The sequence below is a fragment of the Phenylobacterium sp. genome (assembly GCF_022402485.1).
Lineage (GTDB): Bacteria > Pseudomonadota > Alphaproteobacteria > Caulobacterales > Caulobacteraceae > Phenylobacterium.
Genome location: NZ_JAKRSA010000029.1, coordinates 42,926 through 59,518, shown reverse-complemented (window position 1 = coordinate 59,518; position 16,593 = coordinate 42,926). Strand labels below are relative to the sequence as shown.

General features: G+C 65.4%; 17 protein-coding genes. 8 read left to right on the top strand and 9 right to left on the bottom strand.

What is annotated here, in order from left to right:
* Window positions 1-69 precede the first annotated feature (69 nt).
* Entirely contained in the window at window positions 70-696 is a 627-nt protein-coding gene (locus tag MH112_RS12345; protein ID WP_296568199.1) for a phosphoglycerate mutase family protein, read from the bottom strand.
* A 38-nt stretch (window positions 697-734) separates the two neighbouring features.
* Window positions 735-1,664 carry a histone deacetylase family protein gene (locus MH112_RS12340; protein ID WP_296568197.1) on the bottom strand — a complete coding sequence of 310 codons (930 nt, stop codon included), beginning with the start codon at window positions 1,662-1,664 and terminating at the stop codon, window positions 735-737.
* A gap of 33 nt (window positions 1,665-1,697) precedes the next feature.
* Between MH112_RS12340 and MH112_RS12335 the strand changes: the two genes are divergently transcribed.
* The 6 genes from MH112_RS12335 (at window position 1,698) to MH112_RS12310 (ending at window position 6,980) form a co-directional block, all read left to right on the top strand.
* The gene (locus MH112_RS12335; protein ID WP_296568194.1) at window positions 1,698-2,216 is read left to right on the top strand and encodes a GNAT family N-acetyltransferase; all 519 of its coding nucleotides are present in this window, start codon (window positions 1,698-1,700) and stop codon (window positions 2,214-2,216) included.
* Between the two features lie 168 nt (window positions 2,217-2,384).
* Entirely contained in the window at window positions 2,385-2,882 is a 498-nt protein-coding gene (locus MH112_RS12330; RefSeq protein WP_296568192.1) for a recombinase family protein, read from the top strand.
* Window positions 2,883-3,055: 173 nt separating this feature from the next.
* Window positions 3,056-4,321: an aspartyl/asparaginyl beta-hydroxylase domain-containing protein gene (locus MH112_RS12325; protein ID WP_296568190.1), complete on the top strand. Its 1,266-nt coding sequence runs from the start codon at window positions 3,056-3,058 to the stop codon at window positions 4,319-4,321.
* 202 nt (window positions 4,322-4,523) lie between these two features.
* The gene (locus MH112_RS12320) at window positions 4,524-5,699 is read left to right on the top strand and encodes a VWA domain-containing protein (RefSeq protein WP_296568189.1); all 1,176 of its coding nucleotides are present in this window, start codon (window positions 4,524-4,526) and stop codon (window positions 5,697-5,699) included.
* A gap of 73 nt (window positions 5,700-5,772) precedes the next feature.
* Window positions 5,773-6,438 (top strand): TetR family transcriptional regulator, encoded by a 666-nt coding sequence (locus MH112_RS12315; RefSeq protein WP_296568187.1) that lies wholly within the window; start codon window positions 5,773-5,775, stop codon window positions 6,436-6,438.
* Between the two features lie 74 nt (window positions 6,439-6,512).
* Window positions 6,513-6,980 carry an MOSC domain-containing protein gene (locus tag MH112_RS12310; protein WP_296568185.1) on the top strand — a complete coding sequence of 156 codons (468 nt, stop codon included), beginning with the start codon at window positions 6,513-6,515 and terminating at the stop codon, window positions 6,978-6,980.
* Window positions 6,981-7,112: 132 nt separating this feature from the next.
* Here the strand turns inward: MH112_RS12310 and MH112_RS12305 are convergent, their stop codons facing one another.
* From MH112_RS12305 to MH112_RS12290, 4 genes are read right to left on the bottom strand one after another with little or no spacing between them, the layout of a single operon-like run.
* Window positions 7,113-7,559, bottom strand: a complete 447-nt coding sequence (locus tag MH112_RS12305) for a response regulator (RefSeq protein WP_296568183.1) — start codon at window positions 7,557-7,559, stop codon at window positions 7,113-7,115.
* Between the two features lie 22 nt (window positions 7,560-7,581).
* Entirely contained in the window at window positions 7,582-9,540 is a 1,959-nt protein-coding gene (locus MH112_RS12300) for an ATP-binding protein (RefSeq protein WP_296568181.1), read from the bottom strand.
* The gene (locus MH112_RS12295) at window positions 9,537-10,178 is read right to left on the bottom strand and encodes a response regulator transcription factor (RefSeq protein WP_296568179.1); all 642 of its coding nucleotides are present in this window, start codon (window positions 10,176-10,178) and stop codon (window positions 9,537-9,539) included. The genes MH112_RS12300 and MH112_RS12295 overlap by 4 nt, the downstream gene beginning before the upstream one ends.
* Window positions 10,175-11,251 carry a histidine kinase gene (locus tag MH112_RS12290; protein WP_296568176.1) on the bottom strand — a complete coding sequence of 359 codons (1,077 nt, stop codon included), beginning with the start codon at window positions 11,249-11,251 and terminating at the stop codon, window positions 10,175-10,177. The genes MH112_RS12295 and MH112_RS12290 overlap by 4 nt, the downstream gene beginning before the upstream one ends.
* Window positions 11,252-11,436: 185 nt before the next feature.
* Here MH112_RS12290 and MH112_RS12285 point away from each other — a divergent pair, with 185 nt between their 5' ends.
* Window positions 11,437-12,024: a phosphoribosyl-AMP cyclohydrolase gene (locus tag MH112_RS12285; RefSeq protein WP_365787170.1), complete on the top strand. Its 588-nt coding sequence runs from the start codon at window positions 11,437-11,439 to the stop codon at window positions 12,022-12,024.
* Window positions 12,025-12,432: 408 nt separating this feature from the next.
* On the top strand, window positions 12,433-13,776 hold the full coding sequence (locus tag MH112_RS12280) for an MFS transporter (RefSeq protein ID WP_296568175.1): 1,344 nt from the start codon (window positions 12,433-12,435) through the stop codon (window positions 13,774-13,776).
* A gap of 35 nt (window positions 13,777-13,811) precedes the next feature.
* Here MH112_RS12280 and MH112_RS12275 read toward each other — a convergent pair whose 3' ends face one another.
* The 3 genes from MH112_RS12275 to MH112_RS12265 are packed head-to-tail and all read right to left on the bottom strand — an operon-like array spanning window position 13,812 to window position 16,593.
* Complete coding sequence (locus MH112_RS12275) at window positions 13,812-14,885, bottom strand: Glu/Leu/Phe/Val dehydrogenase (protein WP_296568172.1); 1,074 nt, start codon at window positions 14,883-14,885, stop codon at window positions 13,812-13,814.
* Window positions 14,886-14,941: 56 nt separating this feature from the next.
* Window positions 14,942-15,979, bottom strand: coding sequence for an alpha/beta hydrolase (locus MH112_RS12270; RefSeq protein WP_296568170.1), 1,038 nt, complete (start codon window positions 15,977-15,979; stop codon window positions 14,942-14,944).
* On the bottom strand, window positions 15,976-16,593 hold the full coding sequence (locus MH112_RS12265) for a uracil-DNA glycosylase family protein (RefSeq protein ID WP_296568169.1): 618 nt from the start codon (window positions 16,591-16,593) through the stop codon (window positions 15,976-15,978). The genes MH112_RS12270 and MH112_RS12265 overlap by 4 nt, the downstream gene beginning before the upstream one ends.

The window sequence follows — 16,593 nt, the reverse complement described above, 5'->3', positions numbered from 1 at the left end:
GCTCCCCTGGGAAGCCGCCAACCTAGAGACCAGGGGCCGCTCCGGCAACGGGCCAGCCGAGGCATGTGGTCATGGATGCTCGAAGCGCCGCATGGACCAGTACTTATACCCCTGGCTCACCACGATCCGCCATCCCCGGCGGCGCAGGGCCCGACCCATCATGAAGTTGAAGAACCCGTGAGCCAGGACCACAACGTCCTGCCCCTGCCCTGCTGCGGCGATGAGGCGATCTGCGGCGGCCTCAGCTCGCCCTTCAGCCTGACGCCGGGTTTCTTGACCTTCATGATGATTGAAGAACCACCAGCAGACCCTCGCCAGGAACCCCCAGTAAGAGGGACGCATCTTGATGAAGTCCGGCAGGTTGGGCGGCGGCAGGGGCGCCTCAACAAACAAGGCTTCGCTGGCGAAATCCCGGCCCTGCGTCAGGGCGATGGCGGTCTCGATCGACCGTTGCCGGGTAGAGGAATAGACCACCCCTGCCCCAGCGACGAACCCGCATAGGGCGTCAGGTGGCGTCTGACCGGGCAGCAGGCCGAGAACTTCGTAGGTCGCCCAGAACTGCCGATAGCCCTTGGCGTTCAACCAGACACGACGGCTGAGGGCCGGCTCCCCATGCCGGGCAAGGATGATGGCACCCGGTCGCTCAGATGACGAGGCGGAAGGCGCAGCAGATTCGACGGTCAAAGACTCGGCCATGTCATCCTGGGGTTCGCGCCGGGCAGGCCTGCTCACCCTCATCCGCGTTGCAGGGCCAGGACGTGCGCAACCGCCGACCGGCCCAGAGCCTCAAGGTCGTATCCGCCCTCGAGCGCCGACACAACCCGGCCCCGCGCAGTAGCCTCGGCGACGGCGACGATCTGCTCAGTGGCCCAGCCATAGTCCTCAGCCCCCAGCTGCTGTCCGCCAGGGCCACCCCCCAGGGGGTCAAGGCGATGGGCGTCAAAGCCTGCGGAGATCAGGATCAGGTCGGGGCGAAACGCGGCCACCTGGCTCATCAGACTGGAAAAGGCCTGCCGCCAGCCTTCAACTCCACCACCGGCCGGGGAGATGGCGTTCACCACGTTGTCAGCCACAGTCTCGTCCGGATGACCTGTACCTGGCCACTGCGGCCATTGCTGCACAGACGCGAACAGGAGACCCGGACGTCCCGCCAAGGCGGCCTGGGTGCCATTGCCATGGTGGACATCAAAGTCCACCACCGCGACCCGCGGCAGACCTGCAGCCTGCGCCACATGGGCCCCGATGGCGACATTGGAGAAAATGCAGAACCCCATGGCTGACCCGGGCTCCGCATGGTGGCCCGGTGGCCGCACCGCGCAAAAGGCGCGCTGGAACCGGCCTGAGGCCACATCGCGCACAGCAGCAGCCACGGCGCCTGCGGCCCGGCGCGCCGCCAGCAAAGAGCCCGGCGACATCACTGTGTCCGCATCCAGGCGGATGAGACCGCCCTTGGGGGCTGCGGCGAAAATCTGGTTCACATAAGCGGCGTCATGGACCCGCAACAGGTCGGCCTCTGTCACCAGAGGGGCGTCCTGGGGCTCGAATTCCAGAGCGTCCTCAGCCTCCAGGGCCTCAATGACGGCGGCCAGACGCTCTGGCCGCTCCGGGTGAGTCGCCCCCGGGCGGTGGTCGAGCATGTCCTCATGGGTGTAGAGGCCGATCATCCGACGACTTTAACCGACCCTCGAGCCTTTGGAATGCAAGACGTGATCATTCGCCGCGCGGTCGCCGGTGACCTGGAGACCCTGGCCCAACTGGGCCGAACCACATTCTCCGAGACCTTCGGCCATCTTTATCCGCCGCAGGACCTCGAGGTGTTCCTGCACGCAGCCTATGGAGCCGACTATCTCCGCGCCGCCCTCGCAGACCCCGATCGCGCCGCCTGGCTGATGGAGCAGAATGGCGTCGCCGTGGGGCATGCCCTGGCCGGCCCCTGTGACCTGCCCCATCCGGAGGTCGGCCCAAGGTCGGTGGAGCTGAAGCGGCTCTATCTTCGTCGGACTGCCCAGGCTCAGGGTCTGGGGGCCCGGCTGTTCGAAACCGTGCTGGCTTGGCTCGACCGGGATGGACCGCAGGATGTGTGGCTTGGGGTGTGGTCTGACAACCACGGGGCGCAGCGGTTCTACCGCCGATATGGGTTTGTTCCAGTGGGCGAGTATGGCTTCGCGGTCGGCCAGACCATCGACCGGGAGTTCATTTTCCGCCGGCTGGGATAGATTTTCTAATCACCCTGGCACATTTGCTCGTCACATGCCTCGCCCATGGGCGTCTTTCCCGGCGCCTTGGTGGATTATTGCCAGAATTTAACACCAGCTGCTTTGACGGGCGGCATGGCTTCTGGGCATTAAGGCGGCTGCATTTCTGTGCGGAAGGGCGTCTGTGGGATGCTGAGGATTGGCTATGTTCGCCTGCGTGACGAGAGGTCGTCAGAGGATACCGCGACCTTGAAGCAGATGGGCTGCCATGTGGTCCGCGCGGAAGAGCCGGCGGCACCCGGCGGCGGCGAGACCGCCGTCCTCTATTCGATCCTCGACTTTATCGGCGAAGGTGACCAGCTCGTGGTTACGCGCCTGGATCATCTTGGCCACTCCACCCGCGATGTCCTGCGGGTCATCGATGGCTTGGAAGCGCGAGGTGCCAGCCTGTTTGTGGTCGAGCCCGACCTGAGCACCGACGGCGAAGGGGGTCGCGCCCTGCGGGCCGCCCTGAAGGCCGTCGCGGCGGTAGAGCCGACATGGGCCGGACGCAAGCGACGCAACGCACCGGCCACCGAAGACATCCGCGCACTTCAGCAGGCCGGTGTCGGCCCAGTGGAGATCGCCCGTCGCCTCGGCGTATCTCGCATGACGGTCTGGCGTAAACTCCGCGCGATGGAAGCCTAGGACGACCAAGTCCGGCACCCTGACCCCGGCTATGGTCCGAACCAGCGGCTCAGAAGATCTCTGCCCCGTTCAAGGGGCGTTGCCGCCCGGCGATTTCGCCCGCTCGGTGCCCAAAGAACGATGTCCGGCCAATCTGTGTTGGTGTAGCCTCAACACCGTCGGTGGGGTCATGAATGAACGATCAGGTTAACGCGCTCGCCCAAGCCGCTGGGCAGGCTGCACGCGGTGGACGTTGGCAGGAAGCTGAACATCTCTGGGGTCAGGTGCTTACCTTGGCACCGCAACATCCTCAGGCCCTTTACAGCCTCGGGGTCCACGCTTTCCAGCGGGGTGACTTCGCCGGTGCCATCGAAACCCTGCGCGCCGCCCACCTCGCCGCGCCCAATGACCCCTTGGTCCTGATGACCACCAGCGTGGTCTGGCGGGAGCGGGGTGATGCCGCTCAGGAGTGGCAGACCATCAATGCCTGCCTGGCCATTGACCCCTATTTCCTGCCCGGCTTGCTCAGCAAGGCCGCGTTCCTGGAGCGCCAGGGTCGGACACGAAGCGCCGCAAACGTCTATCGGGACGTCCTGAAGGTCGCCCCGCCGGAGTCCCATTGGCCAGAGCCCCTGCGCGCCCAGCTGACGCACGCCCGAGCCTGCGTGAACGCTCACACCGAAGCCTTCGCCAGCTATCTCGATTCCGTCCTGGCTGGTCCGCGGGACGCTCTTGAGGTCGCTGCCCAAGGACGCTGGGCCGAATCCGCCGCGATCATGACGGGTCGTATTCAGCCCTACAGGTCCGAATCCAATCAGCTGACGGTCCCCCGACTGCCCGCGATCCCGTTTTTTGATCGGGCGGACTTTGCCTGGGTCGCAGACCTGGAGGCGGCAACCTCGGCGATCCGCGAGGAACTCCTGGCGGTCCAGCAGACCGCCCAGGACGGCTTCTCGCCCTACATCACCTACAATCCTGGTGAGCCGGTTAACCAGTGGGTGGACCTCAATCACTCAGATCGATGGAGCACCTACGGGCTCTGGCGCGGGGGTGAGCGGGTCACCGAGAACCTGGCCAAATGCCCGCGAACGGCAGAAGCCTTGGACGCTGTGGAGATGGCGGAGATTGGCGGCCTATGCCCTAACGCCATGTTCTCGGTCCTGGCACCCCACACCCATATCCCGCCCCACCACGGGGAGACCAACGCCAGGCTCGTGGTGCACCTTCCGCTGATCGTGCCCCCCGACTGTACCTATCGCGTGGGGTATGAACGGCGCGGCTGGACAGAGGGCGAGGTCCTTATCTTTGACGACACGATCGAGCATGAGGCCCGCAATGACGGTGACCTGCCCCGCACGGTCCTGATCTTCGATGTCTGGAATCCGCTCTTGACGACCGCTGAACGGGAGATGGTCAACGCCATGACCAAGGCGGCCCGGGACTTCAACCGCGAGGCCTAGCCCGCGGCGAGCCTGCGCCCGCTTCCAACACTTGACTATGCACCGGGCGGCAAGGCGGCAAGTCAGGGTGGGGCGACATTGACGCCAGCTCGGCACGCCAAGTCGGCCAATTTAGCCGTCCTGACGCTGGACATCGGGGCGGCGTCGCCCCATCCTCTGAAATCAAACGTCTGTTCGTCCCGCTGTTTGGGAAGGCCTACCCATGTTCATGCAATTTTTCACTGAACTCCGCCAAGCCAAGGTCCCTGTGTCCTTGAAGGAGTACCTCATGCTCATGGAGGGGCTCGACAAGATGGTCATCGACCGGTCGGTCGAGGATTTCTACTACCTGTCACGGGCAGCCCTCGTGAAAGATGAGAAGAATATCGACCGGTTCGACCAGGTCTTTGGCCACGTCTTCAAGGGTCTGGAAAAGGTGGATGGGGTCGGCACGGCCGACATCCCCGCCGAGTGGCTGGAGAAAATCAGCGAGAAATTCCTCACCGAGGAGGAAAAGGCGCAGATCGAGGCCATGGGCGGCTTCGACAAGCTCATGGAAGCGCTCGCCGAGCGCATGAAGGAGCAGAAGGAGCGCCACGAGGGCGGCAACAAGATGATCGGCACCGGGGGCACCTCGCCCTTTGGCGCCAACGGCTATCATCCCGAAGGCATTCGCATCGGCCAGGACAAGGGTCGTCACGGCAAGGCGATCAAAGTCTGGGACAAACGCGAGTACAAGAACCTCGACGACTCTGTCGAACTCGGCACCCGTAACATCAAGGTCGCCCTGCGGCGCCTTCGTAAGTGGGTCCGGGACGGCGCCACCGAAGAACTGGACATGTCGGGCACCATCCGCGGCACGGCGGAAAAGGGCTATCTCGACATCCACATGCGGCCCGAGCGCCGCAATAAGGTGAGCGTGCTCATCTTCTTCGACGTGGGCGGCTCGATGGATAGCCACATCAAGATCTGTGAGGAGCTGTTCTCCGCGGCGCGCTCAGAGTTCAAGAACATGGAGTTCTACTACTTCCACAACTGCCTCTACGAGACCGTGTGGAAGGACAACCGGCGCCGCCATGCCGAGAAGCTCAACACCTATGATGTGCTTCACAAGTTCTCCAGTGATTACAAGGTGATATTCGTCGGTGACGCCACCATGAGCCCCTATGAGATCACCTATCCTGGTGGCTCTGTGGAACACTGGAATGAAGAGGCCGGCGCAGTCTGGATCGACCGGGTCGCCCAGATTTATGAGCACATGGTCTGGCTGAACCCCACAGCCGAGCGACACTGGGCGCATACCCCCTCGGTTGAGGTGATGAAACAGCTGGTCAACGACCGCATGTATCCCCTGACCCTGGAGGGCCTGGACAAGGCCATGCGCGAGTTGGCGCGCTAGGGTCCGACTGGGATTCCTTGCGGCGCCATCCGTCTGCGGCTGATAGGCTGGACGGCGGACGTTTGAGAATCGCATGACCGATCCCCTATCCCCATCGCCAGCCCAGCCTGAGGCCGACATGCAGGAAGCCGCTACCAAGGCGGCGGTCTTCTGTGCGGCCGAGCGGTTGTTCGCCCTGCAAGGCTTTCAAAACGTTTCGGTGCGCGACATCACCGCTGAGGCCGGGGTCAACCTCGCCTCAGTGAACTATCATTTCGGCTCCAAAGACGGCCTGCTGTTCGAGATCTTCCGCCGGCGTACCGCCGAGTTGAACCGCGAACGCGCCCGTATGCTGCACGAGGCCAATGGCCGCCACGGAGGCACCCCGCCGGTGCGGGAAATCCTCGAGGCCCTGTTTGCGCCGCCCCTGAAATGGGCTGATCCCGCCGGTGATCGGCGCATCTCGGTGCAGTTCATCATTCGCGCCCGCAGCGAAGGCACCGCCCAGATGCGCGACGTGCTGCAGAATGACGTCTCGCACCTGCGCCGGTTCGCCGACGCGCTGATCGCCGCACGACCTGAGCTTGCCCTGGAAGATGTCTACTGGCGGCTGCATTTCTGCCTGGGCATGGTGCACAACAACCGCTTCGCCGAGTTCGATCGCCTGCACCACCTGTCCGATGGCCTGACCCGGGAGCAGGATGCCGACGGTCTGCTGGCGCGGATGCTGGACTTCGCTGAGGCTGGGTTCGAGGCGTGACGGGGGGGCCTCGCGTCACCCATGTGGCGTGCCGATCGGGGCACAGTTTTTCCAAGTCCCTGCAGGAGGCCATTATGCTGGTCGCCGGTCACGGCGTTGAGGGCGATGGCCACGCCGGTACCACTGTTCAGCATCGCTCCCGCGTCGCCCGCGACCCTACCCAGCCAAACCTGCGCCAGGTCCATCTCATGGCCGGCGAGCTACATGACGAACTGAATGGCGCGGGCTTCAATGTGGCGCCTGGGGACCTGGGCGAGAATATCACCACCCGTGGCCTCGACCTGATCGGACTTTCGACGGGGACCCGGCTGCATCTGGGCCAGAACTGCATCATCGAAGTCACCGGCCTGCGCAATCCCTGCATCCAGCTCGATCACTTCCGCCCAGGTCTGATGGCCGCCTGCCTCGGCCGGGGGGCGGACGGCCAGCTCATCCGGAAGGCCGGGATCATGGGGATCGTAGAGCGCGGCGGTGAAGTTCGACCGGGGGACTCCATCACAGTCCAGGCCCCAGCCATCTTTCGCGCCTTGGACCGGGTCTAGGCCTGCCCGTCGGCGAGCCCCTCCTGAGAAAGTCATCCAAGGGGTGAGTTGAGACCCTGCCCCAAGAAAACTCCTCCCAGAGTCAGAGCGCATTTACCTCCGATAACCAACGCCGACTTTTCGGAAGGCGCTCTAAGGCCGGCTCATCAGGCGTTCGTAGAGGATCTGGGTCTCCAGCAGATTGGCGATCCGCAGGGCGACCTCAACGATGTCGAAGGGCTTGGAGACGAAGTCCTTGGCCCCCAGCGCCAGGGCGCGGCGCCGGGCACCGATATTGGTATCAGCGGTGAGCACCAGAACCGGCCGGAAGGCGCCCGGCCTCGTCTGGCGCCGGAAGGCCTCCAGCAGCTGATAGCCGTCAATGTCAGGCATCATCAGGTCCAGCAGCACCAGATGGGGTTCGTGCTGGACGAAGGCCTCGAGCGCCTCGCCGGGATTGGTATGACAAAGCAGGTCGCTATAGCCCTCCCGCTCCAGCAGGGTCTTCAACAGCAGGACGTTGGCCTCCTCATCGTCGATGATCAGGATTCGACGGGAGCGAAGGTCATCGGCCGTGATGATGTCGCGCGGTTCATTCATGGGGGAAACTTCTGGCGGGGCCTCAAACATGACTGCGGGGGGCCAGCGGCAGGGTGAACCAGAACACCGCCCCGCGATCGGGCACCGTGCGATTGCGGAAACCGATCTCTCCGCCCATGGACTCGATCAGCCGCTTGGAGAGCGCAAGCCCCAGACCGGTCCCCTCCAGACCCTTGACCCGCTGCAGGCCGAGGCGGTCGAAAGGTGTAAACAGGCGAGGGACATCGGCCTGGGCGATCCCGGGGCCATCATCCATGACCTCGATCCGGGCTGTAGGGCCGGCGACCGTACAGGTCAGCCGCACGATCTTGCCCTCCCGATTGTACTTCGCCGCATTGGAGAGAATGTTCAGCAGCACCTGATTGATGCGCCGGCGGTCCCCGATCACGTTCACGGCCTCATCAGGAAGGTCGACCTCGAAGGCCAAGGCGGTCGGCGCAAAGATTGCGGCGGCCAGCTGGTCGGCCTCTCGCACCAGTTCGACGAGATTGATCTCCTCGCCATTGATCTCGGCCCCGCCGGCCTCGATGCTCGAGATATCCAGCAGGTCATCGATCAGCGACAGGAGATGACGGCCTGACTTGAGGATCTGGTCGATGGCGATCCGGTGCCGCTCGGCCAGGTCCCCCTGGTCAAGCTCAAGCACCTGGGCAAACCCCAGGATCGCGCTCATGGGGGTCCGCAGCTCATGGCTGGTGCGAGACAGGAACTCGCTCTTGGCGAGGCTGGCGGCGATGGCCTCTTCGCGGGCCACACGCAGGGCTTCTTCAGACCGCTTTCGCTCGGTCATGTCGCGGGTGACCTTGGCGAAGCCCCGTAGTTCTCCCGCCTCATTGAACAGGGCGGTGACCACCACATTGGCCCAGAACCGGGCCCCATCCTTGCGCAGACGCCAGCCCTCATCCTCGGCGGCCCCCACTAGGGACGCCCGCTCCAGGATGGCCTGAGGCAGGAAGCTCCGGGTCTCTTCAGGATAGAACTGCGAGAAGTGCTCCCCCATCACCTCCTCGGCCCGCCACCCCTTGATCCGCTCGGCCCCGGCGTTCCAGCTGGCCACATGCCCCTGGGGGTCGAGGGCGAAAATGCCATAGTCCTGCACCCCTTCGACCACCAGACGGAAGCGCTCCTCCCCGTCCCGCAGGGCCTGCTCACGGGCCCGCAGCAGGGCGCTGGCCCGCTCCAAGCGGATGGCCAGCCGACCCACCTCGTCCCGATCCTCAGGCAGCGGTTCAAGGGGCTCACCCTGCGCCAGGCGCTCGGCATTGGCCTCCAGCATCTGGACCCGCCGCACGATGCCAGTAGAAAACAGATAGACCGCCGCCAGGCTGCCCAGCAGACCCACTGCGGCGCTGATGGCCGTAAGGGCGAGGTAGCCCTGCCGCACCTCATCGACCCGCGCCCGGCGGGACTCCAAGAGGGCGGTCTCCAGGACCTGGATCTGGTCGATTTCCGTCCGCAGGTCGTCCAGGACCAGCTTGTTGGCTTCCAGGGCGGCGATAATGGCTCTTTGATCCTCCGCCGAGGATCCCGCAGCATCGGCAATCTCAAGCAGACCCGAGAGGCCGTCCCGTTTGCGGCCCGTCAGCGCCATCACCTTGTTGAAACGGGCCCGCACCTCTGCGTCGACAATGCTCTCATCGAGACGGGTCAGGGTGTTGGGCAGCTCCGCCTCGGCCTTGTAGTAGGGGGTCAGGAACCGCTCCTGCTCGGTGAGCAGATAGCCGCGCACCCCGCTGGCGGCCTCGGCCAGCAGGGCGTGAACCTGATAAATGTCCCGCTGAATGGCGAAGGCCAGACGCACATCATCCTCGGCCTGAGCCTCGGCCTGACTGGCCAGATAGAGCGAGCTCAGCGCCCCGATCAGGACTGCCAGGGGCAGGGCGACCACCACCAGACCCTTGATCGCCAGAGGCTGGTTGGCCCAGGCGCGGGTCATGGCAAAGGGTAGCCGCAGAGGTCGCATCCAGGCGGTCAGGCTCACAGGTCTCTCCGTCGGGCGACCATAACGGCGGCCTGGGTGCGGTCGGCGACCCCCAGCTTGGAGATCACCCGCTCCACATGGGCCTTCACCGTCGAGGGGCTGATCTGAAGCGTGCGCGCGATGGCCTTGTTGGTCATGCCCTCGGCGATCAGGTCGAGGACCTCTCGCTCCCGGTCAGTCAGCCGCTCCATGGCAGCCATATCGCGGGGCTGACTTGAAGGGCGCGTGGCGAGGCTCGATAGCAGACTCACGGGGATGGCCACCTGGCCCTTCAGCACCTGCGCGACAGCGTCGCTCAACTCCTGCAGGCCCGCATCTTTCAGGACATATCCTGTCGCACCCGCTGCCAGGGCGGCCCGCACATATTCCGGATCATCATGCAGGGTGAGCATCATGATCTTAGCCGTCACACCCTGGGCCCGCAGGGCCGACGCCGTCTCCAGGCCGTCCATTCCAACCCCTAGACGGATATCCATGAGGATCAGGTCGGGAGTGAGAGCCTTGGCAAGCTCCAAGGCCTGCAAGCCGTCATGGGCTTCAGCGACAATCTCAAAGCCCGCCGTGGTCAGGATCGATCTTAGTCCCTCCCGAGCTAGGGGATGATCGTCGACGATAAGCAGTCTGGCCGGCGGGGTCATTGGGCGCCCAGGACGGCAATCGCGCGCACCTCGAAGCCGCCGCGCCGCCGCCCCGAAAGCTCCAACCGTCCGCCGATGGCGGCCATACGCTCGCGCATGACGGCCAGGCCGATATGCTCACCCTCCCGAGGAGAGCGTTCGGCCTCAAGGGGACCATCGCGGGCCGGGCCACCGCCCCGATCGCTCACCAAAAGCTCCCAATGCTGACGCTCCAGATTCCCCAAGAGCCGGACATCCACGAGACAGGGCCCACCGGCATGCTTGCGGATATTGGCGAAGGCCTCCTGCGCCACCCGGAAAAAGGCGGTCTCCATCACCGGGGGCCAGCGCTCAGGACCCTCCATGGTGAAGCTGACTTCGTAGCCGTCCCGCCGAAGGGTTTCGGCCATGGCCGATACCGCCGCGCACAGGCCAAGATCATCCAGGGCCGTGGGCCGCAAGCCCCCGATGACCCGCCGCAACTCCTGCACCAGGGACTTTGCGATAGCCGCGAGCTCCGCAGACGCCGGATCAGGGGTGCCGTCAGCTCGCCCGGCCTCCAGGCGACGGAACAGGGCCGTCGCCGTCTGGGCTACCCCGTCATGCAGGTCATGGGACACCCGACGGCGTTCTTCCTCCTGAGCGGAGAACAGCCGCCCCACCACATGTTCCAGCCGGCGCTCCCGCTCTCGCAACATGTGCAGGAGGTCCTCACGAGCCTGATCCTGGGCCACCCGGTCAATAGCCGCCGCGATCAACTGGGCCAGCAAGGTCAGGGCGCCCCGGTCCTCTGGATCCACCTGGTCGGCGGCGGCGCTGTCACCGGTCAGACGCAAGACGCCCACGCGCCGGTTCTCCGGACCCGGAGCGATCAGCGGCAGGCCCTCTTCAGCCTCCCCCAGGATTACGACGCCTTCCTGGCAGCCGGCAAACAGGGCTGCGCGTCGGGCGCTCTGCGCCAAGGTCGACTCCAGGCTCGCCGCATCCGCCTGAGCGAGATCACGGCCAGCCTCCATCAGCAGGCGCAGACGCGCCGCCCGAGCCTCGGAGGCCCGGTAGAGGTCGCGCAGGGCCGAGACGCTGTCGGTTTGCATGGAACGTCCAAGCTAAGGTGGTTTCGACCCGCAATCTAATGCGCCCGACGGCCACGGCATAAGCCAAATGGCCTAGGCCGCCCGACCCGCCGAACGGCCGTCGCCGACGCGCCGCCTTGAGCCCAATTAGGTGACGCAAGCCAGACCGCCTGGACGGGCATGGCTCACCATCAAAAGGGAACACCATGACTCTCATGCGCCAACTCATGATCTCTGCCGCCGCCGGCGCCGCCATCCTGGCCGTGGGCGCGCCTGCCATGGCGAAGACCGCTCCCGCCGCCGCTCAGGCCGCCGAGCAGAAGATCACCGAGGCCGACGTCATCGCCGCCCAGAACGCCTGGGGTAAGGCCCTGGTCCAGATCGCCACCGAGTATGACACCAAGGGCGCAGCAGCCGCCAAGGCGGTCGCTGAAGCGGTGATCGACGGGGCTTACGGCTACAATCTCGGCCCGGTCCTGTTCAAGCCGACCCTGGCGGCGCCCCCCACCACCTTCCGCACCACCCGCGAGGGCGCTCTGGCCTACTTCGTCGGCGGCGACGCCAAGTATCCCGGCGACACCGGCTTTGCCCTCAAGGGCTGGCGCTCATACGAGATCGAAAACGCCGGCATCCTGATCTATGGCGACACCGCCATCTCCATGGGCAATGTGCGGATCACCGACAGCAAGGGCGCCGTCACCGTGGTCGACAAGACCTGGGGCTACCATCGGGACGACAAGGGCACCCTGCGCATCGTCCTGCACCACTCCTCGCTGCCCTACTCGGCGAACTAGGGCTCAAACGCGCCAAGGCCCGTCGGCTGACCCTCCCCCCTCAGAAGGTCGTCGGGCTTGCAGCTGAGCCATGGCGTAACGGCGCAACGGCCGGGTCCTCCCCCCGAACGGTGCGCCGTTTCTGCTGTTTTGCCCAAAGCGACACGCCCTGAGGTCCCTCCCTCACCCGTGGGCTGGCCATGGGACGTGTCGCTGCCCGCCCCCTGACCCATCAGGCCGATATCCGTGCGCTCGAATGAGACCGCACGGATCGTCGGCCCGCCCCTCGAACCGCCGGTTTTGTCGCGGGCGAGGAATCCGCTTTGCAGGGCGGCGGACTCTGATAGGACGGAGTCATTGTTTTAGCAGATCATAGTTTTGGGGAGCCGCCGCGCGACCCTTTGCGACCCCCGCGCGGCTGGGACGCTATTGGAAAAGACCAACGAGGAAACGCCGGCCCCTGAGGCGGCGGTGACGGATATTGACCAGGACGGGAAAAGCCTGGCCGAGCGCGAGGTCGAGTACGAGAAGTTCGTCTGGACCCATTTGAAGCGCAACTATATCGCCCACTACCTCCACGGCATGCTGGGCATGACCGGCTTTCGGCTGGTCAACGCCCCGACCTTTTTGCCGGCCTATCTCTATCTGATCTCTGGCTCCAGCTTCATCGTTGGCCTCGGCCTGGCCCTGCAGCAGGTGGGGGGCATGCTGTCTCCGATCTTTGGGGCGACCCAGATCGAACACCGCAAACGGGTCATGCCGGCGGCGGTCTGGATGGGCGGGCTCGCACGGGTTCAGATACTCGGCATGGCGCTCGCCGGCTGGTTTCTGTCGGGCCAACCCCTGGTGGTCGCCATCCTGTCCTTCATGTTCATGTTTGGCCTGTTCATGGGCACCCAGGGGGTCGTGTTCTCCCTGCTCATGGCCAAGGTGATCCCCATCAGCCGGCGGGGCCGGCTGCAGGCCTGGCGTAACGCCACTGGCGGGGTCATTGCCGCCGTGCTGGCCTGGGTGGCCGGCAAGTACTTCATCGAAGGCAACATGCTGGGCAACGGCTACGCCACCACCTTCCTGTTCGCCACCATCCTGACCACAGCAGGCCTATGGGCCCTGCAGGCGCTGATGATCGAGCCCGAACCCCCCACCACCCGGGCCCAGACGCCATTCTTTGAGCGGCTCAAGGACTTCCCGCGCCTAGTCTCCCAGGACCGGGGCTACATGTTCTTCCTTATCGTGCAGATGCTGGCCGTCACCGGGCGGATGGCGACGCCGTTCTACATCCTCTATGTCAGCACGACGATGGAGCTGACCGGTGCCAATATCGGCCTGCTCACCCTGGCCTTCCTGGGTGCCGATACCCTGGCCAACCTCGTCTGGGGGTATCTGGGGGACAAGACCGGGTTCCGGGTGGTGTTGATCAGCTCCCTGGTGATCTGGATTGCCTCGACGGTGCTACTCATGAACGTCCACGATGTGTGGGCCGTCGTCCTGGCCTTCTGCGGCCTTGGGGCCTCGCAGTCGGGCTACATGATGAGCGCCCAGACCATGATCCTGGAGTTCGGGAACCGGGACGACATGCCCATGCGGATTGCACTGTCCTCCACCGCGTCGGGGGTCATGGCGTCGGGTGGCCCCCTGGTGGGCGGTCTGATGGCCGCCACCCTTGGCTATGAGAGTGTGTTCGCCACCTCGATCGCCTTCCTGGTGGCGGGCCTGCTGATGCTGGTGTTCATGGTCCGCGAGCCGCGAAAGGACAGGATGGCCTCACTCTGAGGCCCAGCCTTTGATCCTCGACCCCGCGCGGCCCCTTAGGCCAGCGTGACAGCGCGGCCGCGGGCGATCCGCTCGCGGGCCATCTCGCCGGCGATCTCGTGGGTCGGGCGGCGCTCAGCCAAGGAGCGGTCGAGAACCGCCTCGAGGGTCTGCATCAGCCGTGACAGCTTGCCCTCCACCCAGGCGGGATCAAAGGCCTCCCCGGCGTCCAGGGCGCGGATCTCGCCCGCGACATTGATGATGCCGCCCCCATTGATCACATAGTCCGGCGCATAGAGCAGGCCGAGGTCGAACAGGGTCTGGCCAATCACCGGATCGGTCAGCTGATTATTGGCGCCGCCAGCAATGATGCGCGCCCGCAGCCGCGGCAGGGTTTCGGTGCTGATCGACCCGCCCAGGGCACAGGGGGCGAAGACATCGGCGGCCACGTCAAAGATCTCGTCAGGTGCCACAACCTTCGCGCCGGTCGCGGCCGCCACCTGGGCCAGAGCCTCACGGTTGACGTCGGTGATCACCAGCCGCGCGCCCGCAGCGCTGAGCTTCTGGGCCAGATAGGCACCCACATGGCCAACCCCCTGAATGGCGACAGTGACCCCTGAAAGGTCCCGGTCCAGGGTCCGACGGACACACAGGCTGATCCCGCGGAAAACGCCCTCCGCCGTGACCGGGCTTGGATCGCCTGACGCCGCCGCATGGCCCTCCAGACCGGCCACGAACCGGGTATACCCCCGGGCGTGCATCAGATCAGACGGAGAGACCCCCACATCTTCGGCGGTCCAGTAGGCGCCGCCCACGGCCTCCACGGCCCGGCCAAAAGCCTCGAACAGGGCTGGTGACTTCTGGGTGCGGGAGTCACCGATGATCACCGCCTTGCCGCCGCCAAGGTCGAGGTCGGCCATGGCGTTCTTGTAGGACATGGCCCGCGACAGCCGCAGGGCGTCCTGCAGGGCGTCCGCCGAAGACGCAAACGGCCACATGCGGCATCCGCCCGCCGAAGGCCCCCTGGCCGTGGAATGGACCGCGATGATGCAGCGCAGTCCAGTGGCCTTGTCGGAGAAGGCATGAACGGCCTCGTGGCCATCGAAGTCAGGGGAATCGAACAGGGTCATGCGCTCAACGGATCGTTGTGGTGGAAACCGGCACAGGCGGCTCTAGCCTGCCCGGCTCACCGTGACAAACCCGCCGTTGCCTGCGCAGGCACAGGCGACACCTCGTCACCCCCGGGTGCGGTGGGAATCGGTGGCGTCCCAGACGGCAGCGGCGCCTGCGGATCGGTGAGGACGGCCAGAATATCGGCCATCACCACCTCTCCTTGAAGGTCCCGGGTCAGAAGATGCCATCCCTTCGCATAGTAGGCCGTCCGGTCTGAGGGCTTGAGGCGTGCCGCAGCCTGCAGGGCGGGACGCTCTGGGATGATCTCGTCGTTCTGGCCGTAGAGATAGAGCACTGGAACCTGCAGCCTGGCGATGTCGCGCCAGGCGTTCTCCATCAGGTCCACCAGCCCAAAGAGCGTGTCGGACCGCGCGCCCCAGATCATCAGGGGATCAGCTCCCATGGCGCGCAGCTCGGCGAGATTGTCGGTGGGTCTGACCCGGTCCGTGACCCAGCTGGGGGGCGTATAGACCTTGGGACCGGTAACATGGGCGGCAAACCAAAGGGCAGTCTTGTAGGGCAAGGGCTGGGTCGACCAGCCCCAGACCGCCGGCGCCAGCAAGACCAGCCGATGGGCGTCGGGTGGCCGCTGAGAGGCGAAGGCGCGGATGGCCACCGCCCCGCCCATGCTCTCGCCCATGACGACCACCTCGGCATGGGGATGGCGGGCCCTGACCAGGGCCACAAGGGTCCGCAGGTCTTCCTGCAGGACGGTCTCGTCAGGCCAGACGCCGCGGTTGGGGGAGCGGCCAAAGCCCCGCTGGTCATAGGCGTAGGTGCTCACCCCGTGCGCGGCCCAATATGGCGCGGCCAGATGGAAGGCGTTGGCATAGTCGTTCATGCCATGCACAGCGACCACCACGGTGCCCGGCGCGCCATCGTTTGCGTCCCAGCGGGTTAGCCCCAGGCGCGCGCCGTCATAGCTGATGAACTGATCCCCACTCAGCCGCGGACCTTCGAAGCCCAAGGGCGGTTGGCCCGCTGTCTGGGTCATGAGCGGGGTACAGGCCCCCAGCATCAGGGCGAACATCAGAGCGGTCAGGCGAGTCATGAGCGCAGCATGTCCTCCACCCTTTGGCGAAGATAGGGCGTCACCTCAGCCTCGAACCAGGGATTGCGCTTCAGCCACGCGGTGTTGCGCCAGGACGGGTGCGGCAGGGGCAAGATGCCTGCCCCGTACTCAGACCAGGCCGCCACCGTCTCGGTCATGTTGGCCTTTCGGCCTGCCCCCAGCGCCCAGGCCTGGGCATAGGACCCCACCAGAAGGGTCAACTCGACCTTGGGCAACTGCGCCAAGAGCTGCCGACGCCAGAGCTGGGCGCAGCGAGCTGGCGGCGGAAAGTCTCCGCCCTTGGGGTTGGTGCCGGGAAAGCAGAACGCCATGGCAGCAACGCCAATGGCGGGATGGCCATAGAAGGTCTCCCGGTCGATCCCCATCCATTGGCGCAGGCGCACCCCGGACGGATCGTTGAACGGCAGGCCGGTCTCATGAACCAACCGTCCCGGCGCCTGACCACAGATCAGCAGTCGTGTCTCAGGGCTGACCCGCACCACCGGTCGGGGATCAGGCACAAGGTCGCCGGCGCAGGCCCGACAGGCTGAGATTTCCGCCAGCAAGGTCTCAAGACCGCGGTCCGGAACAGGGGAATCCGGCGTTACGGACAA